The 18296-nt window shown below is 43.0% G+C and carries 23 protein-coding genes, 1 tRNA gene and 1 pseudogene; 15 read left to right on the top strand and 10 right to left on the bottom strand.

Going from position 1 to position 18296, the window contains the following annotated elements; all coding sequences use genetic code 11:
* The first annotated feature begins 4 nt into the window (after positions 1-4).
* Entirely contained in the window at positions 5-706 is a 702-nt protein-coding gene (locus tag B5F25_RS03295; RefSeq protein WP_087247548.1) for a prokaryotic E2 ligase family D protein, read from the top strand.
* Entirely contained in the window at positions 703-1485 is a 783-nt protein-coding gene (locus tag B5F25_RS03290; protein WP_087247546.1) for a PRTRC system ThiF family protein, read from the top strand. The genes B5F25_RS03295 and B5F25_RS03290 overlap by 4 nt, the downstream gene beginning before the upstream one ends.
* 54 nt (positions 1486-1539) lie before the next feature.
* Here B5F25_RS03290 and B5F25_RS03285 read toward each other — a convergent pair whose 3' ends face one another.
* From B5F25_RS03285 to B5F25_RS03255, 7 genes are all read right to left on the bottom strand, one after another.
* The gene (locus B5F25_RS03285; RefSeq protein ID WP_087247544.1) at positions 1540-1845 is read right to left on the bottom strand and encodes a helix-turn-helix domain-containing protein; all 306 of its coding nucleotides are present in this window, start codon (positions 1843-1845) and stop codon (positions 1540-1542) included.
* Between the two features lie 267 nt (positions 1846-2112).
* Positions 2113-2421, bottom strand: a complete 309-nt coding sequence (locus tag B5F25_RS03280; protein WP_087247542.1) for a helix-turn-helix domain-containing protein — start codon at positions 2419-2421, stop codon at positions 2113-2115.
* A gap of 234 nt (positions 2422-2655) precedes the next feature.
* Complete coding sequence (locus B5F25_RS03275) at positions 2656-2961, bottom strand: hypothetical protein (protein ID WP_140406847.1); 306 nt, start codon at positions 2959-2961, stop codon at positions 2656-2658.
* Between the two features lie 80 nt (positions 2962-3041).
* The gene (locus B5F25_RS03270; RefSeq protein WP_087247538.1) at positions 3042-4595 is read right to left on the bottom strand and encodes an RNA-binding domain-containing protein; all 1554 of its coding nucleotides are present in this window, start codon (positions 4593-4595) and stop codon (positions 3042-3044) included.
* Positions 4596-4605: 10 nt separating this feature from the next.
* Complete coding sequence (locus B5F25_RS03265) at positions 4606-5856, bottom strand: site-specific integrase (RefSeq protein WP_087247537.1); 1251 nt, start codon at positions 5854-5856, stop codon at positions 4606-4608.
* 857 nt (positions 5857-6713) lie between these two features.
* A complete protein-coding gene (locus tag B5F25_RS03260; protein ID WP_087247535.1) occupies positions 6714-7010 on the bottom strand; it encodes a hypothetical protein in 297 nt (98 codons plus the stop codon).
* A gap of 178 nt (positions 7011-7188) precedes the next feature.
* Complete coding sequence (locus B5F25_RS03255; RefSeq protein WP_087247533.1) at positions 7189-7485, bottom strand: hypothetical protein; 297 nt, start codon at positions 7483-7485, stop codon at positions 7189-7191.
* A 30-nt stretch (positions 7486-7515) separates the two neighbouring features.
* Between B5F25_RS03255 and B5F25_RS03250 the strand changes: the two genes are divergently transcribed.
* From B5F25_RS03250 to B5F25_RS03210, 9 genes and pseudogenes are all read left to right on the top strand, one after another.
* A complete protein-coding gene (locus tag B5F25_RS03250) occupies positions 7516-7737 on the top strand; it encodes a hypothetical protein (RefSeq protein WP_022217990.1) in 222 nt (73 codons plus the stop codon).
* A gap of 18 nt (positions 7738-7755) precedes the next feature.
* Positions 7756-8013 carry a hypothetical protein gene (locus tag B5F25_RS03245; RefSeq protein WP_087247531.1) on the top strand — a complete coding sequence of 86 codons (258 nt, stop codon included), beginning with the start codon at positions 7756-7758 and terminating at the stop codon, positions 8011-8013.
* Between the two features lie 4 nt (positions 8014-8017).
* Complete coding sequence (locus tag B5F25_RS03240; RefSeq protein WP_022217992.1) at positions 8018-8428, top strand: PcfK-like family protein; 411 nt, start codon at positions 8018-8020, stop codon at positions 8426-8428.
* A gap of 1 nt (position 8429) precedes the next feature.
* Positions 8430-9710, top strand: a complete 1281-nt coding sequence (locus tag B5F25_RS03235; RefSeq protein ID WP_087247529.1) for a PcfJ domain-containing protein — start codon at positions 8430-8432, stop codon at positions 9708-9710.
* A gap of 26 nt (positions 9711-9736) precedes the next feature.
* Positions 9737-9994: a hypothetical protein gene (locus tag B5F25_RS03230; protein ID WP_022232584.1), complete on the top strand. Its 258-nt coding sequence runs from the start codon at positions 9737-9739 to the stop codon at positions 9992-9994.
* Between the two features lie 12 nt (positions 9995-10006).
* Positions 10007-10228, top strand: coding sequence for a DUF3873 domain-containing protein (locus B5F25_RS03225; protein ID WP_072543831.1), 222 nt, complete (start codon positions 10007-10009; stop codon positions 10226-10228).
* Complete coding sequence (locus B5F25_RS03220; RefSeq protein ID WP_005650234.1) at positions 10225-10464, top strand: hypothetical protein; 240 nt, start codon at positions 10225-10227, stop codon at positions 10462-10464. Before B5F25_RS03225 ends, B5F25_RS03220 begins: the two co-directional genes overlap by 4 nt.
* Before the next feature lie 62 nt (positions 10465-10526).
* Positions 10527-10730: a hypothetical protein gene (locus B5F25_RS03215; protein ID WP_005650232.1), complete on the top strand. Its 204-nt coding sequence runs from the start codon at positions 10527-10529 to the stop codon at positions 10728-10730.
* 53 nt (positions 10731-10783) lie between these two features.
* Positions 10784-11088: pseudogene (locus B5F25_RS03210) on the top strand (hypothetical protein).
* Positions 11089-11206: 118 nt separating this feature from the next.
* Here the strand turns inward: B5F25_RS03210 and B5F25_RS03205 are convergent.
* Complete coding sequence (locus B5F25_RS03205; protein WP_022232581.1) at positions 11207-11551, bottom strand: hypothetical protein; 345 nt, start codon at positions 11549-11551, stop codon at positions 11207-11209.
* A gap of 205 nt (positions 11552-11756) precedes the next feature.
* Between B5F25_RS03205 and B5F25_RS03200 the strand changes: the two genes are divergently transcribed.
* Together B5F25_RS03200 and B5F25_RS22345 are read left to right on the top strand one after the other, a co-directional pair.
* Complete coding sequence (locus B5F25_RS03200; RefSeq protein WP_241148344.1) at positions 11757-12251, top strand: hypothetical protein; 495 nt, start codon at positions 11757-11759, stop codon at positions 12249-12251.
* Between the two features lie 125 nt (positions 12252-12376).
* Positions 12377-12517, top strand: coding sequence for a helix-turn-helix transcriptional regulator (locus B5F25_RS22345; protein ID WP_275532610.1), 141 nt, complete (start codon positions 12377-12379; stop codon positions 12515-12517).
* An 82-nt stretch (positions 12518-12599) separates the two neighbouring features.
* Here B5F25_RS22345 and B5F25_RS03195 read toward each other — a convergent pair whose 3' ends face one another.
* Together B5F25_RS03195 and B5F25_RS03190 are read right to left on the bottom strand one after the other, a co-directional pair.
* Positions 12600-13871 carry a S41 family peptidase gene (locus tag B5F25_RS03195; RefSeq protein ID WP_087247527.1) on the bottom strand — a complete coding sequence of 424 codons (1272 nt, stop codon included), beginning with the start codon at positions 13869-13871 and terminating at the stop codon, positions 12600-12602.
* A gap of 189 nt (positions 13872-14060) precedes the next feature.
* Positions 14061-14145: transfer RNA gene (locus B5F25_RS03190), tRNA-Ser, on the bottom strand.
* A 157-nt stretch (positions 14146-14302) separates the two neighbouring features.
* On the opposite strand from B5F25_RS03190, the gene B5F25_RS03185 reads away from it, so the two are divergent.
* Positions 14303-16798, top strand: coding sequence for a Smr/MutS family protein (locus B5F25_RS03185; protein WP_087247525.1), 2496 nt, complete (start codon positions 14303-14305; stop codon positions 16796-16798).
* Between the two features lie 134 nt (positions 16799-16932).
* Entirely contained in the window at positions 16933-18150 is a 1218-nt protein-coding gene (locus B5F25_RS03180) for an L-serine ammonia-lyase (protein ID WP_087247523.1), read from the top strand.
* The last annotated feature ends 146 nt before the right edge of the window (positions 18151-18296 follow it).

The raw sequence follows: 18296 nt of genomic DNA, 5'->3' as shown, positions 1-18296 counted from the left end.
CATCATGAATGAACTGACCCAAAATATTCAAAAAATGATGGTGCCGAAGGCGGCTATCATAGCCTACAAGTATGAAGACAGAAGAAATTCTGACACCAGGTACTTCATAGAATTGCGTCCCATCGGAAAAAGCGGACAGATGAGGGCAGGTATCCCCGTCACATACGAATTCATGAATACCCTGCTGGAATCCTACACGGAAGAAATGAGCGGGATACCGGCAGGAAGAGTCCCCGATAACATGCTGGCCTGCAATCCGAGAAAAGGACAGGAAGAATATATCTGGTACAATCCGCCCGGAAAGAGACAGATGTTCTTTCACAAGGATCTCAATATACAGGACGGCATGTTCAATCTGCCGGGAATTGTCTACCATGTAAGAAACGGAAGCATGGACGTATTCGCCTTCAAGGGAAAACGTCCGATGGAGACGACTCCGCTGTTCCGTGCCCCGTTCTTCAACGTGACCGGATCAAGTGTCTGTCTTGGCAGCAGTTCTCTGGAAAAGCCACAGAACCCGACTTTCCTTTCCCTGCTGGAATACTGGGAAAAACGGTTCTGGCTGACTGAATTCTCCCATCTGGGAGGAAATGTGAATCCTACAGTTTCAAATCTTGTCATCGTCACCGAGAACATAAGAAACAATCCGTTTGACATGAACGAACTCAAGCCCATGAATAAAAAACTTAAAGACATACTTCCATGAAAAAGATACATTTTACCGACCGCTACCTGCTCAATCCACGTCATCCGGTAACAGTATTCGTCATCGGAGCCGGAGGTACAGGCTCACAAGTGATAACCAATCTGGCACGCATGAGCATGGCACTTCAAGCATTGGGCCATCCGGGACTGCATGTCACCGTATTCGATCCCGACACAGTAAGCCAGGCCAATATAGGACGCCAGCTTTTCAGTGAGACGGAACTGGGACTGAACAAGGCCGTATCACTAGTCACACGCATCAACCGTTTCTTCGGATACGCATGGACTGCCGAACCGCAATGTTTTCCTACCAGGAATTTTTCTGAAGACAGCACAGCAAATATCATCATAACCTGTACGGACAATATACGTTCACGTCTTACGCTTTGGAAGTTCCTGAAGAAAGTCCGCAAAGAAAACTTCAGTGACCATTCGGCTCCCATATACTGGATGGATTTCGGGAACAGCCAGACAAAAGGACAGGTCATCATCGGGACGGTACGTGAGAAAGTTCTCCAACCTTCTTCACAGGAATATATTCCCATGCCTAAAATGAATGTCATCACCGAGGAAGTGGACTATGCGAAAATCAAGGAAAAAGAATCAGGACCAAGCTGTTCTCTGGCGGAAGCCCTGGAAAAACAGGATCTGTTCATTAACTCCACACTGGCACATATCGGATGTGACCTGCTCTGGAAAATGTTCAAGGAAGGAAAGACACTGTATCGCGGTGTCTATGTCAATCTGGATACATTGAAAATGACCGCAATCCCGGTATAATGCATAAGTGACCGTATCATCTTTCCATCAGAATACGGTCACTTAGTCTATTTGCTATTTACTATTTACTACGTTCTTACCACGCTGAAGCAGGAAACTCTGTATCTCTGAGGCAAGATAGAATGATTTCCCATTCTTTTCCACCGAGTAATATTTAATCTTGCCCTCTTGCCTGTAACGTGCCAAGGTTCTTTGTGACACACCAAGGAGTTCTGCCAGATCCACATTATCAAGCAGCCTGTCTCCGTTCATACATTCTTTCAGACGGTTCATCTGGTCCAGTTTCTTTTCAATGCGGGCAAATCCCTCTACCATTGTACCTATCAGTCTTTCGAGTATCTCATTATCTATATATGACATAATTCCAATGTTTAAGTGAATAAATCGATACTCCCGTTGTGCGCACTCTAAGAGTATATACTTATAGTAGTGAAAATAGTATGCCTTAATTTCAGATAATATCTAAAAATACATTACATCCTGATAATCAAGTATATAAATTTTATCTATTTCATATTAGTGTAAACCGGAAGTGTAAACTTTGAAATGCAGAATTGATAACAGGTTAACAACATTGATATCCGATACTATATGATAATATGTTTCCATATGAATACTTATACCAGATTATACTTTATCTGTACTACCAGACACTAACTGTTCATGTGCCCATTCTACAAGAGATTTACGAGAAAAAACCAGTTTGTTTCCATACTTCATGAAAGGAATCTGTCCGAGTGAAGTCATTTTATACAGCTTAGCTTTAGAAGTAGGAAATCCATGCTCATCCAATACCTTCAATGCACTAGATAAATTCAAAGTATCAGGTAATCCAGATGAAATTGTTTCTTTATTATTCCTTGAATAATATTTTGAAATAGCTCTGAATACGATTTCTTCAATTTGTTCTTCTGTTGCAACTATAATACCTGCCATAATCAAACATTTTGCGGATTAACTACTCGATTTTACCCCTATTACTTCAGAGGTTTCAAGACAAAGAAATTATAAAAACAAATAGTATTCAAACAGGAAAACATATATACAAGCTATGACATTTAATGACAAAAACCGTCATTTAAAGACAAATGAAAATGCCATTTCAAGGAGCTGTCATCAAAAGTCCTTAAAATGGCATCAAATTGCAACTATTATATAGATGATAAAAAATTATTGCTTTTGTTTTCTAAGTTGAGAAATAACCTCATTTACATCAAAAAACTTAAGATTATCATATGATTTCTCACTATATTTTATCAGACCATCCTTTAGCCACTTGTTCACAGTTGCAGGAGTAACTTTCATCCATTTTGAAAGATGAATATTTGTTATCAAATAATAACCGTTCAACTGTGTCAATTTATGCTTATTTGCAGAAAATCCACGCTGTAGACGGTCAACAAGTGTATCTATATCCTTTTTTAAAATTTGTGGAGTCGGTTTATTTTCTTTAATCGTCAATTCTATAGACTTCATATCAAAATTATTCAATTGAGGCAGCTTGGATAACTCCTCTATGATATGAACTGCACACTTCAAATCCTGAATCTTGAATATTAATTGCTTCCGTCTTGGCATAGTAGTGATTTTCCTTTTTCAGTGGTATAATATTTCTGCAAACGGCTGTTAGGCTTATCAGGAACAGTCATTGCCAACAATCCTTCCTCAATCAGAGGGTTTATATATTTCCTCTTAAACTTTGTTCTATCACTAAAATTGAATAAAGCAATAATCTGAGTTAAAGGATTTTCGAGCAAGCATGTTTCCAATATAGTTTTTATCTCCTTTTGACTTAATGCCAACTTAGTGCCGACTTGCTGCCAACTTAGTGCCGACTTAGTGCCGACTTGTCGGTGACTTGTCGGTATATTTTCCATAAACTCAAACTCTTTAGGGTCGCGATAAGTAATAGAAAAGACAAACTCCTCTCCACTATGAATCTCTATCTCAGAGTTTTCAAAGTACAACGGAGCATATTTCCGAATATTTTTCTGTCCAGATCCAAGCTCCTCAGCCCATTTCATTTCACGGAATACCTTTGTTATTAGCGGATTCTTTGTACGGGTACGCCAGTCATTTATATCTATATCTCCTGTTTGGAAAGGTTTCGTCCAATTCTCCGTTATAACCCGGTCACGGAATATGAGGAACTTATTGCTATATGAACTGATATACTCACGATGCAGAAGTGTATTCGAGATTATTTCTCTGAATATCATTACCCGTAAGTCCAAACGGTCTATTCCATTATCCGCCAAACGAAACTTATCAGGCATGTTGCGTTGCACGAAATTCAACAAACGGATATATGACTGAATCAAATTTACGCATATCATATCCCGGTCATTGTAACGAATATCAGGGTCAGTCGGAAGCGGATGCAAGAAACGCTCGTAAGACACGCTACGATAAATGGCATCCGTACGATGCCACGGACAACAGTTCAGAATAGTCTGTTCCTTGCCAAATAAAAGAATGGCAGCCAACTTATATCCTTCCCTATTTGTTCCCCGTTGCTTACCCCAGAACAGGCTTTTCAGGAATTCTTCATTTGTCATGCTCAACCACGGATGATTGGAGTTATGAATAGAAATGTGGCTACGCATAATCTTGAACGATTCTTCATCCATATCTGCCAATGTTACATCGGGAAATACTTCATTCTCGGAAGACTCCTTTTCTTTTCGCATGAACATGTTCTTAACCAGATAAGTATGCTTTGACACATCATTGTCTGCATCACCCCAACGGTCATAAAAACGGTTCTTATATCTATGTACCTGTTCACTCTCCGGCACACTCAGATACAGGATAATCTTACCGTCAATCTCTGTCTGCTCCGGCGTGATTGGCATTGGAGGAAGAAACAGTTCAGGATTATTCAGTGTATTGATAATACTTTTGGTCATATCTGTTACGCATTTAGGGTTAATTCCTAATATAGCCCCATCATCATCCACTCCTAAAAAGATATATCCTCCCTCTGCATTCAGAAAAGAACATACCGTTTCATACACGGAAGCCGAAACCTTATCCGTGCATTTCTTAAATTCTACTTGTCTATTCTCGCCATGCAAAAGCAAGTCTTTTATTTTATTTGTTGATAACATACCGTTTCCTTTATAATACTTTTACCGCTTCGTCTATTACGCTACTGGCAAAGCTATCCAAATAAGTATTGGTCGTTGACAAATCACTATGACCCAATATCTGTGAGATAACTTCACGTGGTACTTGATTGTCCTGTAAAGTCATAGCCATTGTATGACGGCTCACATAACTGGTCAGCTTCATGTCCGTAATCCCTAAAGTCTGCGCTAAATTAGCCAAATTCTTGTTATTACGTCCAAAACGGCTACGAATATGATTATATAATTGTTCTCCTTTATATCCTGGAATAGAAACGATTGGTAATAAATAATCTTCTACCAAAATTGTATTAGAAGCAAACCAGTCCATCAATTCCTGAATTTCAGAAGTTATCTTAATCTGAATAGGTTTTACTTTCTTTGCTTCTTTTGTCTTATTTCGTTTATAAACAATATAGCTTCCACCATTATAACGGATTATATTGTTTTTAGTCAACAGTGCAGCGTCAATAAACGATATTCCATAACAATAATAAGAAAATAGGAACAAACGTCTTGCAAGCTCTTGAGCATGACTTTTAACAGCAGTATGTTTCAGTTTATCCATATCTTCATGTGGCAAATAGCGCTTTGCTGTTTCTTCTTCCAAGGCAGAGATATTAAAACCTCCTTTTCCAAAAGGATAGGTGACTTCAGAAGCCTCCTGATCTTGTATAGCCTTATTTAAAATTGCACGCAGAGCTTTGAAATAATATTTCCGGGTATTTCCTTTACACTCTCGTTTCTGAAGAAACACATCGAAAGCCTTTACATATTTAATGTCTATTTCAGAAAACACTTTCTTATCAAACTTACTATCAAACAATTCAAGCATATGTAAAGTACGACTATAACAAACTGAATTTCCTACATGACCAGTATCCTTTAACGTAGTTATTGTCTTATTGAAATAATCCTTTACTTTACCTTTTGAGGCCTTATTCAAAAATGCTTCTTCAAACTGATTTAAAGTCCAATCAACCCTTTCTATTTCAAAGTTGCGAAATATTTCATTAATCTGGGTTTCTATTTCAGATAATCTTGCATTCCATATTTTAAATTTAGGTACAATTTTCTTATCAGAAACAAATCGACCATCAGATTCATTCCACTGCTCTTTTGTTGAAACCAATCCAGTTCGTATTAACTTACTTTTTCTTTCTTTAGTAATTCTAATAGAAACCGGAAAACTGCCATCTTTACGTTCATTACCCGCAAACAGAATAAACTTATATGTTGCCATAGATATAGGTGTTATATTTATTTTCCTACAACAAATCTACAACATTTTGAGCAAAAACCATCAAAACAGAAGAAAATTTATAGAAAATTAAATAGTTGATTATCAATAAAAACCATGCTGAAAATCAAACAAATACAAAATACATATATCATAAAATAAGCCCCTGGGGGGCGTGTGGTCGCTGGTTCGAATCCAGTCACCCCGACTGGTAGAAAAGCATTGATAATCTGATGATTGTCGATGCTTTTTGCTTTTTAGAGGATTCTCGTAACTATGGCGGTTGACGTGACGGTTGATGCAAAAAGGCAGACACAAGGCAACAAAAAAAGTTCCACAAAATTAATTTTGTGAAACTTTTCTACTCTTTTCCAATATATCCAGCGGAGAGACAGGATTATGAACCTTTCTCCCCAAAATCCTTATGAATCAACATTTTAATTCAGTTCAATTTTTCAAGTGTAACGATTTAGTAACTGAAAACTGTCTTTTTGTGTCACTCATAGACTTTCGCTTGTCTAAGCTTTATCATTACATTACAAAGGTACATTTTCCTGTTTATAATTCCAAATTGTAGTCTCTTTTTTATGTTTTTTACATCGTTCTATAATCCCTTCTGAAAACCGCTTCTGCCTGATGCGCAAAAGCCGATTTCAGAAACAGTACAAGCTAAAGAAAAGCCCACAGCGACCACAATGTCATAAATGACACTGCCATCGCCGTGGGCACTTCTTTTATATGCTTGTACTAAAACGGTAAAACCGTTCTTACAGTCATTATTTCATCCATATACAAGTAGCCGAAAATGCCACTTCTACAGGACACGCCAAGCGTGGATCTGTTCTTGTGACCATTTTCGGCTACAAAGCCCCGTGTCGTAAAACCAGTTTGCCTTCCATTGCAGACAAAGCAACGGCAGACAATCCCGTTTTACGACAATGTACCACCGGAGGAACACCAGTAACCGCAAGCCATGCACGCATGACAATGACGGTTACAGGACTTCCACACGGCGGTCGGAAAGCCAACTTTCCCCTTATTTGTAGCACCGCCCTTAATCTATCCACATGGCGCTGCACGCCAATACCTCTGTCCCTTTTCCTTTCCGCCTCTCTATGCGTATGCCTCTGTTTCCATGCCGCCATCCAGGACGGCATCAGGTGTCATTTTCGTTGCATGGGGCAAAGGTAAAGACGGGATTAGGAACTCAAATTTTTTGTCGAAAAATCTCCACGCCCTTTCAGGGGTAGTATTTTGTCTAAAAAATTTGCTAATCCTACTCCCTAACCTTTGAGAAGCCCCCGAAACGAAAACGACCAATGCGGTCGGAAGACGTCACAAGAAAACATCGGACATACAGAGAGGCGAAAAGAAAAAGAAACCGCCCACTCCAAATCCGAACAAGGTAATCAACAATCTAAAATCGGAAAATATGAGAATGATATTGAGTGACATCGGAAAGGTATTGTGGAAAGCATTATCCGCAGTAGTAACGACAACATCAAACATAGCCTTTTGTGCTGGCAGTTTGGTAGTAGGTATCATAGGAGAAATCCTATTCGGCATGTTGAGCATCATGTTCGGCATCCTAATCTCCCTATTTTCAGTAATGGCGACAATCGGCTTTTTCATTTGGTTATTAACAATCTAACAAATAAGGATATGGCAAGACGATACAGCAGGACAGCAGCGCAGCAATGCAGATTTTACGAGGTGGACAACATCTTTGAGTATATGGTGGAAACCTACATCAACGGCAACCATTCAACCCTAAGAAGGCTATACCACGAACTCAACAAGGAAGCGAGAAAGGATTTTATCGGTTTTCTTTTGGTGGAATGCCCCCCACAATACCACACAGAGATTTTACAAGAGATTGTCTGACCACATAAAGGAACTGATATGAACAGGACAACGGAAAAGATACCCACATGGAGTTTAGCCTATATCATCAATGGCGATGCAACCGCACTCACAGACGATGAAGTTCAGACAATAGACAGATGGATAAAGCAATGGCAAGTACAAGATGTTTCACCCCTCACAGATGAAGAAGGGAACGCACAGCCTTATTTCACCCATTACCCCCTTTTCGGACTTCCCACAGAAGTGGAAGATTGCGAGATACTTTATTTGAACAACAACCCGACTAAAATTTGAGATTATGAAAGGAACAGACCATTTCAAACGAACCATACAGATGTTTTTGGAGCAGAGAGCAGCGGAAGATGAACTATTCGCCAAAAGCTACCGCAACCCAGCCAAGAACATAGACGATTGTGTCACATACATTCTGAACTATGTGCAGAAAAGCGGTTGCAACGGCTTTTCAGACGGAGAGATTTACGGACAAGCCATTCACTATTACGATGAAAACGAGATTGAAGTAGGCAAGCCTATACAATGTCAAGTAGTTGTAAACCATGTGGTGGAACTGACAGAAGAGGAAAAGCAGGAAGCAAGAAGAAAGGCGGTTGCCCAATATCAGCAGATGGAACTCCAAAAGCTACAGAACCGCAACAAGCCGACAGCGAAAAAAGAAACACAAGTCCAACCCTCATTATTTGATTTTTGATATGAAACCGAGAACACGCATACAGAAAGAGGTAGTCCGTTTGTCAAGCGGACTGCCCGAACTGACAGACAAGCAGAAAGCATACGCTTTTGAACATTGCTTCAAGCATCATGCCTACCGCACAAAAGGCGGAACTATCACTTGCTCGGAATGTGGACACCGATGGAAAGGCGGACACACTCTTGCGGAAACTATATGTGGCTGTAGCTGTCCCCATTGCGGAAAGGAACTTGAAATACTTGATACCCGAAAGAGAGTTTTCAGGGGCAACGCATATTATGAAATCATTACGACCCGAAAAGGCTATCAAGTGTTGCGCTACTTTATGGTAGGAGCAACATACAAGGTGGGACAGAAGGCTGAGTATTCCATTCGGGAGGTGGTGCAATGGTGGATTGCCCCAAACGGAAAGACCGAAGTTATTGCCCGACTGAGAGCCATGCACACGATGTACTATGACCTTTGGACTGAATGGAGCGATATGGATTTGCGCAGCAACAAGATGCTGAAAGCATACAACATAGACGCATACAAGACTTATCCGGCAATGCGCATCATTCCCGAATTAAGGCGAAACGGCTTCAAGGGAGCATTCCACGAACTGACCCCATACGAATTTTTTACCGCCATTCTGACCGACAGCAAAAAGGAAACATTGCTTAAAGCGGGACAGACAGAAATGTTCAGATATGCCGTCATATCAAATATCAATTTACATGAATATTGGAACTCCATAAAAATCTGTATCCGAAACGGCTATCATATTGCAGATGCCTCCATGTGGTGTGACCTTGTAAGACTGCTCCGACATTTCGGGAAAGACACCCACTGCCCAAAATATGTTTGTCCGACAGACTTGAAAAAGACACATGACCGACTTGTCAGAAAACGCGAAGAACAGATTGAAAGGGAAAGAGCGGAGCAACGCAGGGAGCAGTTGGTCAAGGACGAAAAGAATTATCTGAAGTCCAAAGGCAAGTTCTTCGGACTTGTGTTTACCGACAACCTTATTCTTGTAAAGGTCATTGAGAGTGTGGCAGAAATGCAACTTGAAGGAAAACTGATGCACCATTGTGTGGGAAGCTATCACAAGAGGACAGACTCTCTTATCCTATCTGCAACCATTGACGGCAAACGAATTGAAACGGTAGAGGTTTCACTGACAACATTCAAGGTGGTACAGAGCAGAGGTGTATGCAATTCCAATACCGAATACCACGACCGCATCATCAGCCTTGTAGAGAGCAATGCAGAACTTATCCGCAAGCGGATGAGTGCTTGATTTATAGACTTCAAAATATACATGATATGGAAATAAAGATAGAAAACATACTGATATTATGGGACGAGAAAGTAACCGACATCTTTGTCAGTCTGATAAACACCTTGTCCTTGAGTTTCAGTGAAAAGGAAATCCGCAATTCAATGGCAAAACTTTCAGAAAACGAGAACTTCGGAAGGCTGTTCGCCTACGGCTTCGGAGCGCATCACCTTTGGGTAGCCCAAAGGATGATAACCGACCCCGAAAAGGTAATGGAGAACCGACTGCTGATTGTTGAATTTTAATAAATGACTACCATGACAACAAGAATGACCATCAACGGAGTGAGTACCTGCCAGACGGCAGGTACTGAGAAGTACGAAAAGTACCAAACGACTATCAGACGGAAAAGAACAACCCTTTTCCAGTATGACTACCGACACACGGACGGAGAACTTTTCTCCTGCGTGAGACCTACATTGGAGGAGTGCAGACACCTGCGTGACGAATGGATAAAAGGAAAGGAGGACAGATTATGACAGCATACTATGATACTTTGATTGTGACATTCAGCGACCCTATCAGAATTTTGGATATGATGTGTACCGATACTTGTGATGTGGCAACACTAAAGGAATGGATAGAGAGCTACGAAAGTACAAGAATGACCCCGATAAACGAACATACGGCAGTCATTACTTCCGAATACAACATGGTGCATGTGGTGGAATGGCTCAGAAAATATACCCCCATTGCCGAAATGAAAGAATACTAAAGGTGTGGCGGTACACAATACCGCCCGCACCCGAAACAGATAACCCATAAAACAGAAAGAGCATGAAATACTATTTTATATTGACAGACAGCAGGGACGCATGGATGCAGTTCGTTTACCTCCCTACGGGAGATTATGTGTCCGGCTATATCCGTGACTTGCAGAGTGTGGGAATATCCGTACATGACTATGACCTTTGGACGGAGGAAACACGCCCCATTGCCGAGCGCACATTGGAGCATATAAGGCAGAGCATGAACGCATAAAAAAATCGGGTGGCAAAAGCCACCCATTGACAATAACTTAAATTCATATACAGATGATAGCGAATACAATCTTACAGCAGTTGGGCGGTCATGGATTTACCGTCATGACGGGAAGCCGTAACTATATCAATTTGGGCAACGGACTACAATGAGCCTTGCAAGAAACAAGACGTCAGCCAACAGACTGAAAATCATATTGGATGAGGACACGGATACATACACCATGTATTTCTATCGTCAGACACTGACGAAGTATGCGGACATCAAGGTCAAGGAGATAGCCAAATACGAGGGAGTGTACTTTGATATGCTCCAGCAGATTTTCACGGATGTAACGGGACTTTACACCCGACTTTAGGCAGAGGCGGCGAGAGCCGCCCTACTTTCTTTCGGTGAGCAGAAGGCGGACAAAGAAAGTAGCAAAGAAACCGCTGTTCCAAAGACTTCCACTGACGGAAGTCTTTTTTGTTTCCATCTTACAGATTTCTATTCAGAATAAGTGAAAGCGGATAGATATATTTGTTGTATGCTTTCAGTTTCTTCATATCCACACGGTTGTCCGAATACGGGTTGCTCTTCTCGTCATAGAAGAATATGTCCGTTATGTTTTCCTTTCGGACAATGCGCTCCCCGCACAGCGGAATATCCTCCACGTCAAAATCCTCCAGCGGAAGCGTTTCCAGTCTGCCGGGAAGATGGTTGCCAAGCTCGTTCATGTTGTAGTTGAAAAGAGCGAAGCCCTTATGTTTGAAGTCAAGACGTATGCCATACGGACGCCCTGTCAGAAAGGCATCCGCTGCTTTTGCCATATAATTTTCCATGATTGTTTGATGTAAAAGTCATGCAAAATTAAGGCTTTCGGAAAGCAGAAACAAATTTTATTGAATAAAGTAAACTTGACATTTTATATACCATGAAATTCATATGATAAACTCAGGTTATTTTTCCGGATTTGAATAAAAAACAGTCATTTACCACATGCTCCAGAAATATTTCCCTAATTTTGTGGGCAAAACGCAATCAGTTATGCAAAAGGATATAAAAAGTTTTTTTCATCCCGTCAATCCACAAATGAACATTCCCGACTGCGAATACGACAGGACCGGACTCTGTATTGATATGGCTAAGGCTCTGGCCCGCAATACAAATCACAGTCTGTATATCATAGACTATAACCGCAAGAACTTCCTTTACGTATCGTCCAACCCGCTTTTTCTCTGCGGTCATTCACCGGAAGATGTGCAACAGAAAGGTTATGCCTTTTATTTTGATGTTGTTCCGTCTGACGAGATAAACCGTCTTATGGAAATCAACGAAGCCGGATTCCGGTTTTACTATGACCAGCCGGTAGAAAAAAGACTTGACTTGTCCATCGAGTATAACTTTCATATCTGTTCCTCAGAAAGACATTCGCATCTTATCCACCACAAACTGACCCCCATCTTGCTGAGTGACAATGGGATATATGGCTGGCTCTATGTACCGTTTCACTCTCACCGGAGAAAACTATCGGAGATGTAGTTATTTCAGACCATACATGTACTGACCGGTATATCTATTCGTTCGAGGGCAGAAGATGGAGAAAACAGTCTGAACTGATTCTTTCCGACCGTGAAAAAGAGATTCTCCAGCTCTCCGTCAAAGGAATGTCGAACACGGAGATTGGAGAAACTCTCTTCATTGATGCCAATACCGTCAAATTTCACAAGAAGAAACTCTTCGAGAAACTACACGCAGAAAACATCACTGAGGCCGTGGGTATCGCAGCCAATCTGAGGCTGATTTAGGAAGACGATATAGAACTTCGGCAGAGTGGCAACTGGAGGATGGGTAGTGATGTATTCCTCCATCTTCTTCCGTTCAAGTTCATTACTGATTATTAGTACCAATCATTTTTAAGGCAAACTCCAATACCGTATCACGGTTTTTCATAAAATCATTTACATTCTGACAAACTTTATAATCAGGCATGATACTTTTTCCCTCCATTGGGAATCCGTTTGGTGAAAAAAAAGGCTCTCTTGTCGGCAAACGAAAATAAATTCCATTCGTAGTATGGAATGTACGAGGACGATTTCCTGTATCCCCACCAGTCCCTTCACCGATAATTGTCACATCACCACTTTCTTTTAAATCCAATGTGAAACTTTCAGCGGCAGAAAAGGTATATGTACTAGTCAGAAGAAATAATTTACCCTTATATGAATCTTTCCGAGGAATTATTTCCCAATCCGGCGATACGCAATGTGGCTGTGGCTTATGGATGAGGTACTCGCATATTTTTTTACCGTTTCCACTATTTCCTCCTCCATTCTCACGGACATCCACGATTAAATCTGGAAAGTCCTTTACCTGTTGATAAGCTCTGTCAAATTCATCAACAACCGGATCCATCATAGACAATATGCGAATATATCCAATGCTATCCTGTAATACCGTCCATTCCACAGTAGGGTTTTGTTTTTCATGAAAGGCAGATGCTTTTTTCAGATTGAGCGTCAAGCTCACCGTATCTTGATTTCGAATTACCTGATAGGTTGCAATAGTATCGCTCCAAGAACGAAATAGCTTACGGGCGGTCATCAATCTTCGGTATTTTTCGGTAGAAGCAGGAGTATATTTTTCGTTCGTGGCAATCCATTCTGTAACCGGAATTTTATTTATACTTATAATTTCATCCTTATCTTGGAAGCCATTTTCACGCATATACAAATTAGGCTGATTAATAAAAACTCTTCCTTCAATATACAATGGAGCATAATTGGCCGTATAATCGTTTAGATAAACGGAGGCATGACCCGCATTTAGTGCAGCAAAATATTCTTTCAATATCTTGCCAAAATCAACAGGTGTATTTGCCTCTTTTGCTATTCGTCGTACATACTCTTGATGCAAACTATCCATGTTCAAATGCTTGGAAGGATACAATGAATACTCGTCCAGAGTAACTTGATAGATTTCTTCAAATTCCGCTTCAAAAGCCTCCTTTCCAAGACATAGTTCATCGGCATAATAAGAGACTACTTTTACATCCCGATTATAGAAGTACTTTGCATAAATGACCAATCCTATGAATCCCAATACCAAAAGAATCAAAAGGGATAAAGCAGCTTTCGCTGCAATTCTAATATTCTTCTTCATTGTATGATAGTTTTTTAGTTTTCTGCTGCAAAGTTCCATACTTCGCGAGACTTTTCCACTACCCTGTAGGGTAGTTCTGATTACAGAAACAAAAGTAAAGCATATATAAAGACTACACCCTCCGTAGTTGATTTTAGGGCGTGAAAAAGGGTGTAAATCTTGCAAAAGCTTGATTTACACCCTTTATTGCGGAGAGACAGGGATTCGAACCCCGGGTACCTCGCGGTACAACGGTTTTCAAGACCGCCGCAATCGACCACTCTGCCACCTCTCCAAAACGCTTTTCGCGATGTGCTTCCTTTCAAAAGCGCTGCAAAGGTACGGATTATTTTCAATTTGGCAAATATTTCATCACTTTTTTTGATTGTTTTTTCGCATTGTCGTAACTTTGCCGACGATAACCAAATTGTTAGAACAGACATTAACAAAGCATGATATATCCACAAAACTTTGAACAGAAAATAGGGTTCGACCAAATCAGGAACCTTATAAAAGCCAAGTGCCTGAGCACATTGGGCGAAGAAAAAACAGACGGAATGGCTTTCTCCAGCGACTACGAAGAAATCAACTGCCGGCTGGAGGAAGTAGTGGAATTCGTCCGCATCCTGGAAGAGGAAGACGAATTTCCCAGCCAATACTTTTTCGATGTGCGCCCTTCGTTGAAACGCATCCGGGTGGAAGGACTGTATTTGGACGAACAGGAACTGTTCGACCTGCGTCGCTCGCTGGAAACGATACGCGACATCGTGGGTTTTCTGCAAAAAGAGGACGAGGAAGACGAAGATTCGTACTCACCCTACCCTGCCCTACACGCCCTGGCTGCCGATATTCTGGTATTTCCACAGCTCATAGCACGCATCAACAACATTCTTGACAAGTTCGGCAAGATAAAAGACAATGCCTCTGCCGAGCTCTTGCGTATCCGGCGCGAACTGGCAGACACGACAGGCAGCATCTCGCGCAGCCTGAACAGCATCTTGCGCAGTGCACAGGCAGAAGGTTTCGTGGAAAAAGACGTGACGCCGACTATGCGCGACGGACGGTTGGTCATTCCTGTGGCTCCGGGCATGAAGCGCAAGATACGAGGCATCGTACACGATGAATCGGCTACAGGCAAGACCGTTTTCATTGAACCGGCAGAAGTGGTAGAAGCCAATAACCGCATCCGGGAACTGGAAGGTGAAGAGCGACGGGAAATTATCCGCATACTGACCGAATTTTCGGCAACCATCCGCCCGCAAGTACCCGCCATCCTGCAATCATACGAATTCCTGGCACTTATCGACTTTATCCGTGCCAAAGCCCTTTTCTGTATGGATATCAAAGCAGTAAAGCCCGCCTTCGAAGAACAACAAATCATCGACTGGATAGAAGCCGTACACCCATTGCTCCAGAAATCGCTGGCGAAACACAATAAGAAGGTAGTGCCGCTGGACATTGAACTGACCAGCCGCCAACGCATCCTGCTGATATCGGGTCCCAATGCCGGAGGCAAATCGGTATGTCTGAAAACCGTAGGACTGCTGCAATACATGCTCCAATGTGGCTTGTTGATACCGCTGAACGAACGGAGCCATGCGGGCATCTTCGAAAACATCTTTATCGACATCGGCGACGAACAAAGCATCGAAGACGACCTGAGCACCTATTCTTCACACCTTACCAATATGAAGAATATGATGAAATATTGCAACGGCAAGAGCCTTATCCTGATAGACGAGTTCGGCGGAGGTACGGAGCCGCAAATCGGAGGCGCCATTGCCGAAGCGGTACTGAAACGGTTTAACCAGAAACAGACATTCGGGGTCATCACCACCCATTACCAGAACCTGAAGCACTTTGCCGAAGACCACGAAGGCGTAATCAATGGAGCCATGCTCTACGACCGCCACGAGATGCGCGCACTCTTCCAGTTGCAGATAGGAAATCCCGGAAGCTCGTTCGCCGTAGAGATAGCCCGTAAAATCGGATTGCCCGAAGAGGTGATAGCCGATGCCTCGGAAATTGTGGGCAGCGAATACATCCAAAGCGACAAATACCTGCAAGACATCGTGCGCGACAAACGCTACTGGGAAACCAAGCGGCAAAACATCCGCAAGAAAGAAAAGCAGATGGAAGACACCATTGCCCGCTACCAGCAAGAGATAGAAGAACTGGAGCGCAAGCGGAAGGAAATCCTGCAAAAAGCCAAGGAGGATGCCGAACACCTGCTCCAGGAATCGAACGCCAAGATAGAGAACACTATCCGCACCATCAAGGAGGCACAGGCGGAAAAAGAACGCACACGCACGGCACGCCAGGAACTTGCCGACTTCAAGCAAGAAGTGGAGACCATTGACACCGCAGCCCTCGAAGAACAAATAGCCCGCAAAATGGAACGCCTGCGCGAAAAGCAGAAACGCAAAGAAGAGCGGAAGAACAAAAAAGCCGAAACTGCCCCCATGCAGCCGAAAGCAAAGCCCATCTGCACGGGAGACTATGTGCGCATCAAAGGTCAGACAAGTGTAGGACAGGTGTTGGAACTGAACGGACAGAACGCCGTGGTGATGTTCGGACTGATGAAAACCAATGTCAAGACCGAACGGCTGGAACACGCCGACCCACCCAAGATTTCGAACGTGATGGCAAAAGCCACCTTCGTAAGCAGCGAGACGCAAGAACAGATGTACCAGAAGAAACTGAACTTCAAGCAAGACATCGACGTACGGGGCATGCGCGGCGATGAAGCCATACAGGCGGTCACCTATTTCATCGATGATGCCATTCAAGTAGGCGTAAGCCGTGTCCGCATCCTGCATGGAACAGGCTCGGGCATCCTTCGCACACTGATACGCCAATACCTTGCCACTGTACCCGGCGTAGCGCATTTCCAAGACGAGCACGTACAGTTCGGCGGGGCGGGAATCACGGTGGTAGATTTGAAATGACTTACATTATATATAATGAACCATTCACCACAGAGAACACATAGGGACACAGCGTTTTTTATTTTTATCTCCTCTGTGATACTCTGTGTCATCTGTGGTAAAAGATTAACCATTTCACATACATACTTAAAAAGATGAAATCAATCAGAGAATTATACCGGATAGGCACAGGACCCTCTAGCAGCCACACCATGGGACCGAGGAAGGCAGCCGAACAATTCCTTGCCCGCCATCCCGAAGCAAAATCTTTCGAAGTGACGCTTTACGGAAGCCTTGCCGCTACAGGCAAGGGACACATGACCGATGTGGCCATCTTAGACGTACTCCAACCACACGCACCGGTCGAAATCGTATGGAAACCGCATGTGTTCTTTCCCTTCCACCCCAATGGAATGACTTTCAAGGCTTTCGATGGAAACGGAAAGAAAACCGATGAGTGGACCGTGTTCAGCATCGGGGGAGGGGCACTTGCTGAAGAAGGGCATCCGCAAGGTAGCACTCCTGACATCTATGAAATGAACACGATGAGCCGGATACTCTACTGGTGTGAACACACCGGACGCAGCTACTGGGAATATGTAGAACAATGCGAAGGTAAAGAGATATGGAACTATCTCGCCGAAGTATGGGAAACAATGAAGGCAGCCATCCTGCGTGGATTGGATGCTGAAGGCGTATTGCCTGGACCGCTCAACCTGCGCCGGAAAGCATCGGCATACTACATCAAGGCAAAGGGATTCAAAGACTCGCTCCGCTCACGCGGACTGGTGTTTGCGTACGCCCTTGCCGTAAGCGAGGAAAACGCTTCGGGCGGAAAAATCGTAACTGCCCCCACGTGTGGAGCCTGTGGCGTGGTGCCTGCCGTGCTCTATCATTTACAGAAAACCCGGGAGTTCAGCGATGCCCGCATCCTGCGTGCCCTTGCCACCGCAGGACTGGTAGGAAATATCGTCAAACATAACGCCTCGATATCGGGAGCCGAAGCCGGATGCCAGGCAGAAGTAGGCGTGGCATGCTCGATGGCGGCTGCAGCGGCAAGCCAACTCTTCGGTGGAAGTCCCGCACAGATAGAATATGCTGCCGAGATGGGGCTGGAACACCACTTGGGCATGACGTGCGACCCTGTGTGCGGACTGGTGCAAATTCCCTGCATCGAACGAAACGCCTACGCCGCTGCCCGTGCCCTTGACGCCAATACCTACTCTGCGTTCACCGACGGACACCATCGCGTGTCGTTCGACCGTGTGGTAGAAGTAATGAAAGAAACCGGACACGACCTACCCTCACTCTACAAAGAAACCAGCGAGGGTGGGCTTGCCAAAGACTATCACCCGATGGCAATTGACAATTGACAATTACCAAAGGCTCATCATCTTGTTCTAACAAAAAGTTACTACCCCAAACGTCGGAAACACGGAGTTTCCGACGTTTCTTTTTTATATAAATACCTAAAAATACTGATTTTCTCACTTCCTTTCAGACTCAAGGCCACCGTCTT

Origin of the sequence: Bacteroides sp. An19 (genome assembly GCF_002160215.1) — a bacterium.
GTDB lineage: Bacteria > Bacteroidota > Bacteroidia > Bacteroidales > Bacteroidaceae > Phocaeicola > Phocaeicola intestinalis.
The sequence above is the reverse complement of the archived record's forward strand: the minus strand, read 5'-3'. Positions and strand labels throughout refer to the sequence as shown.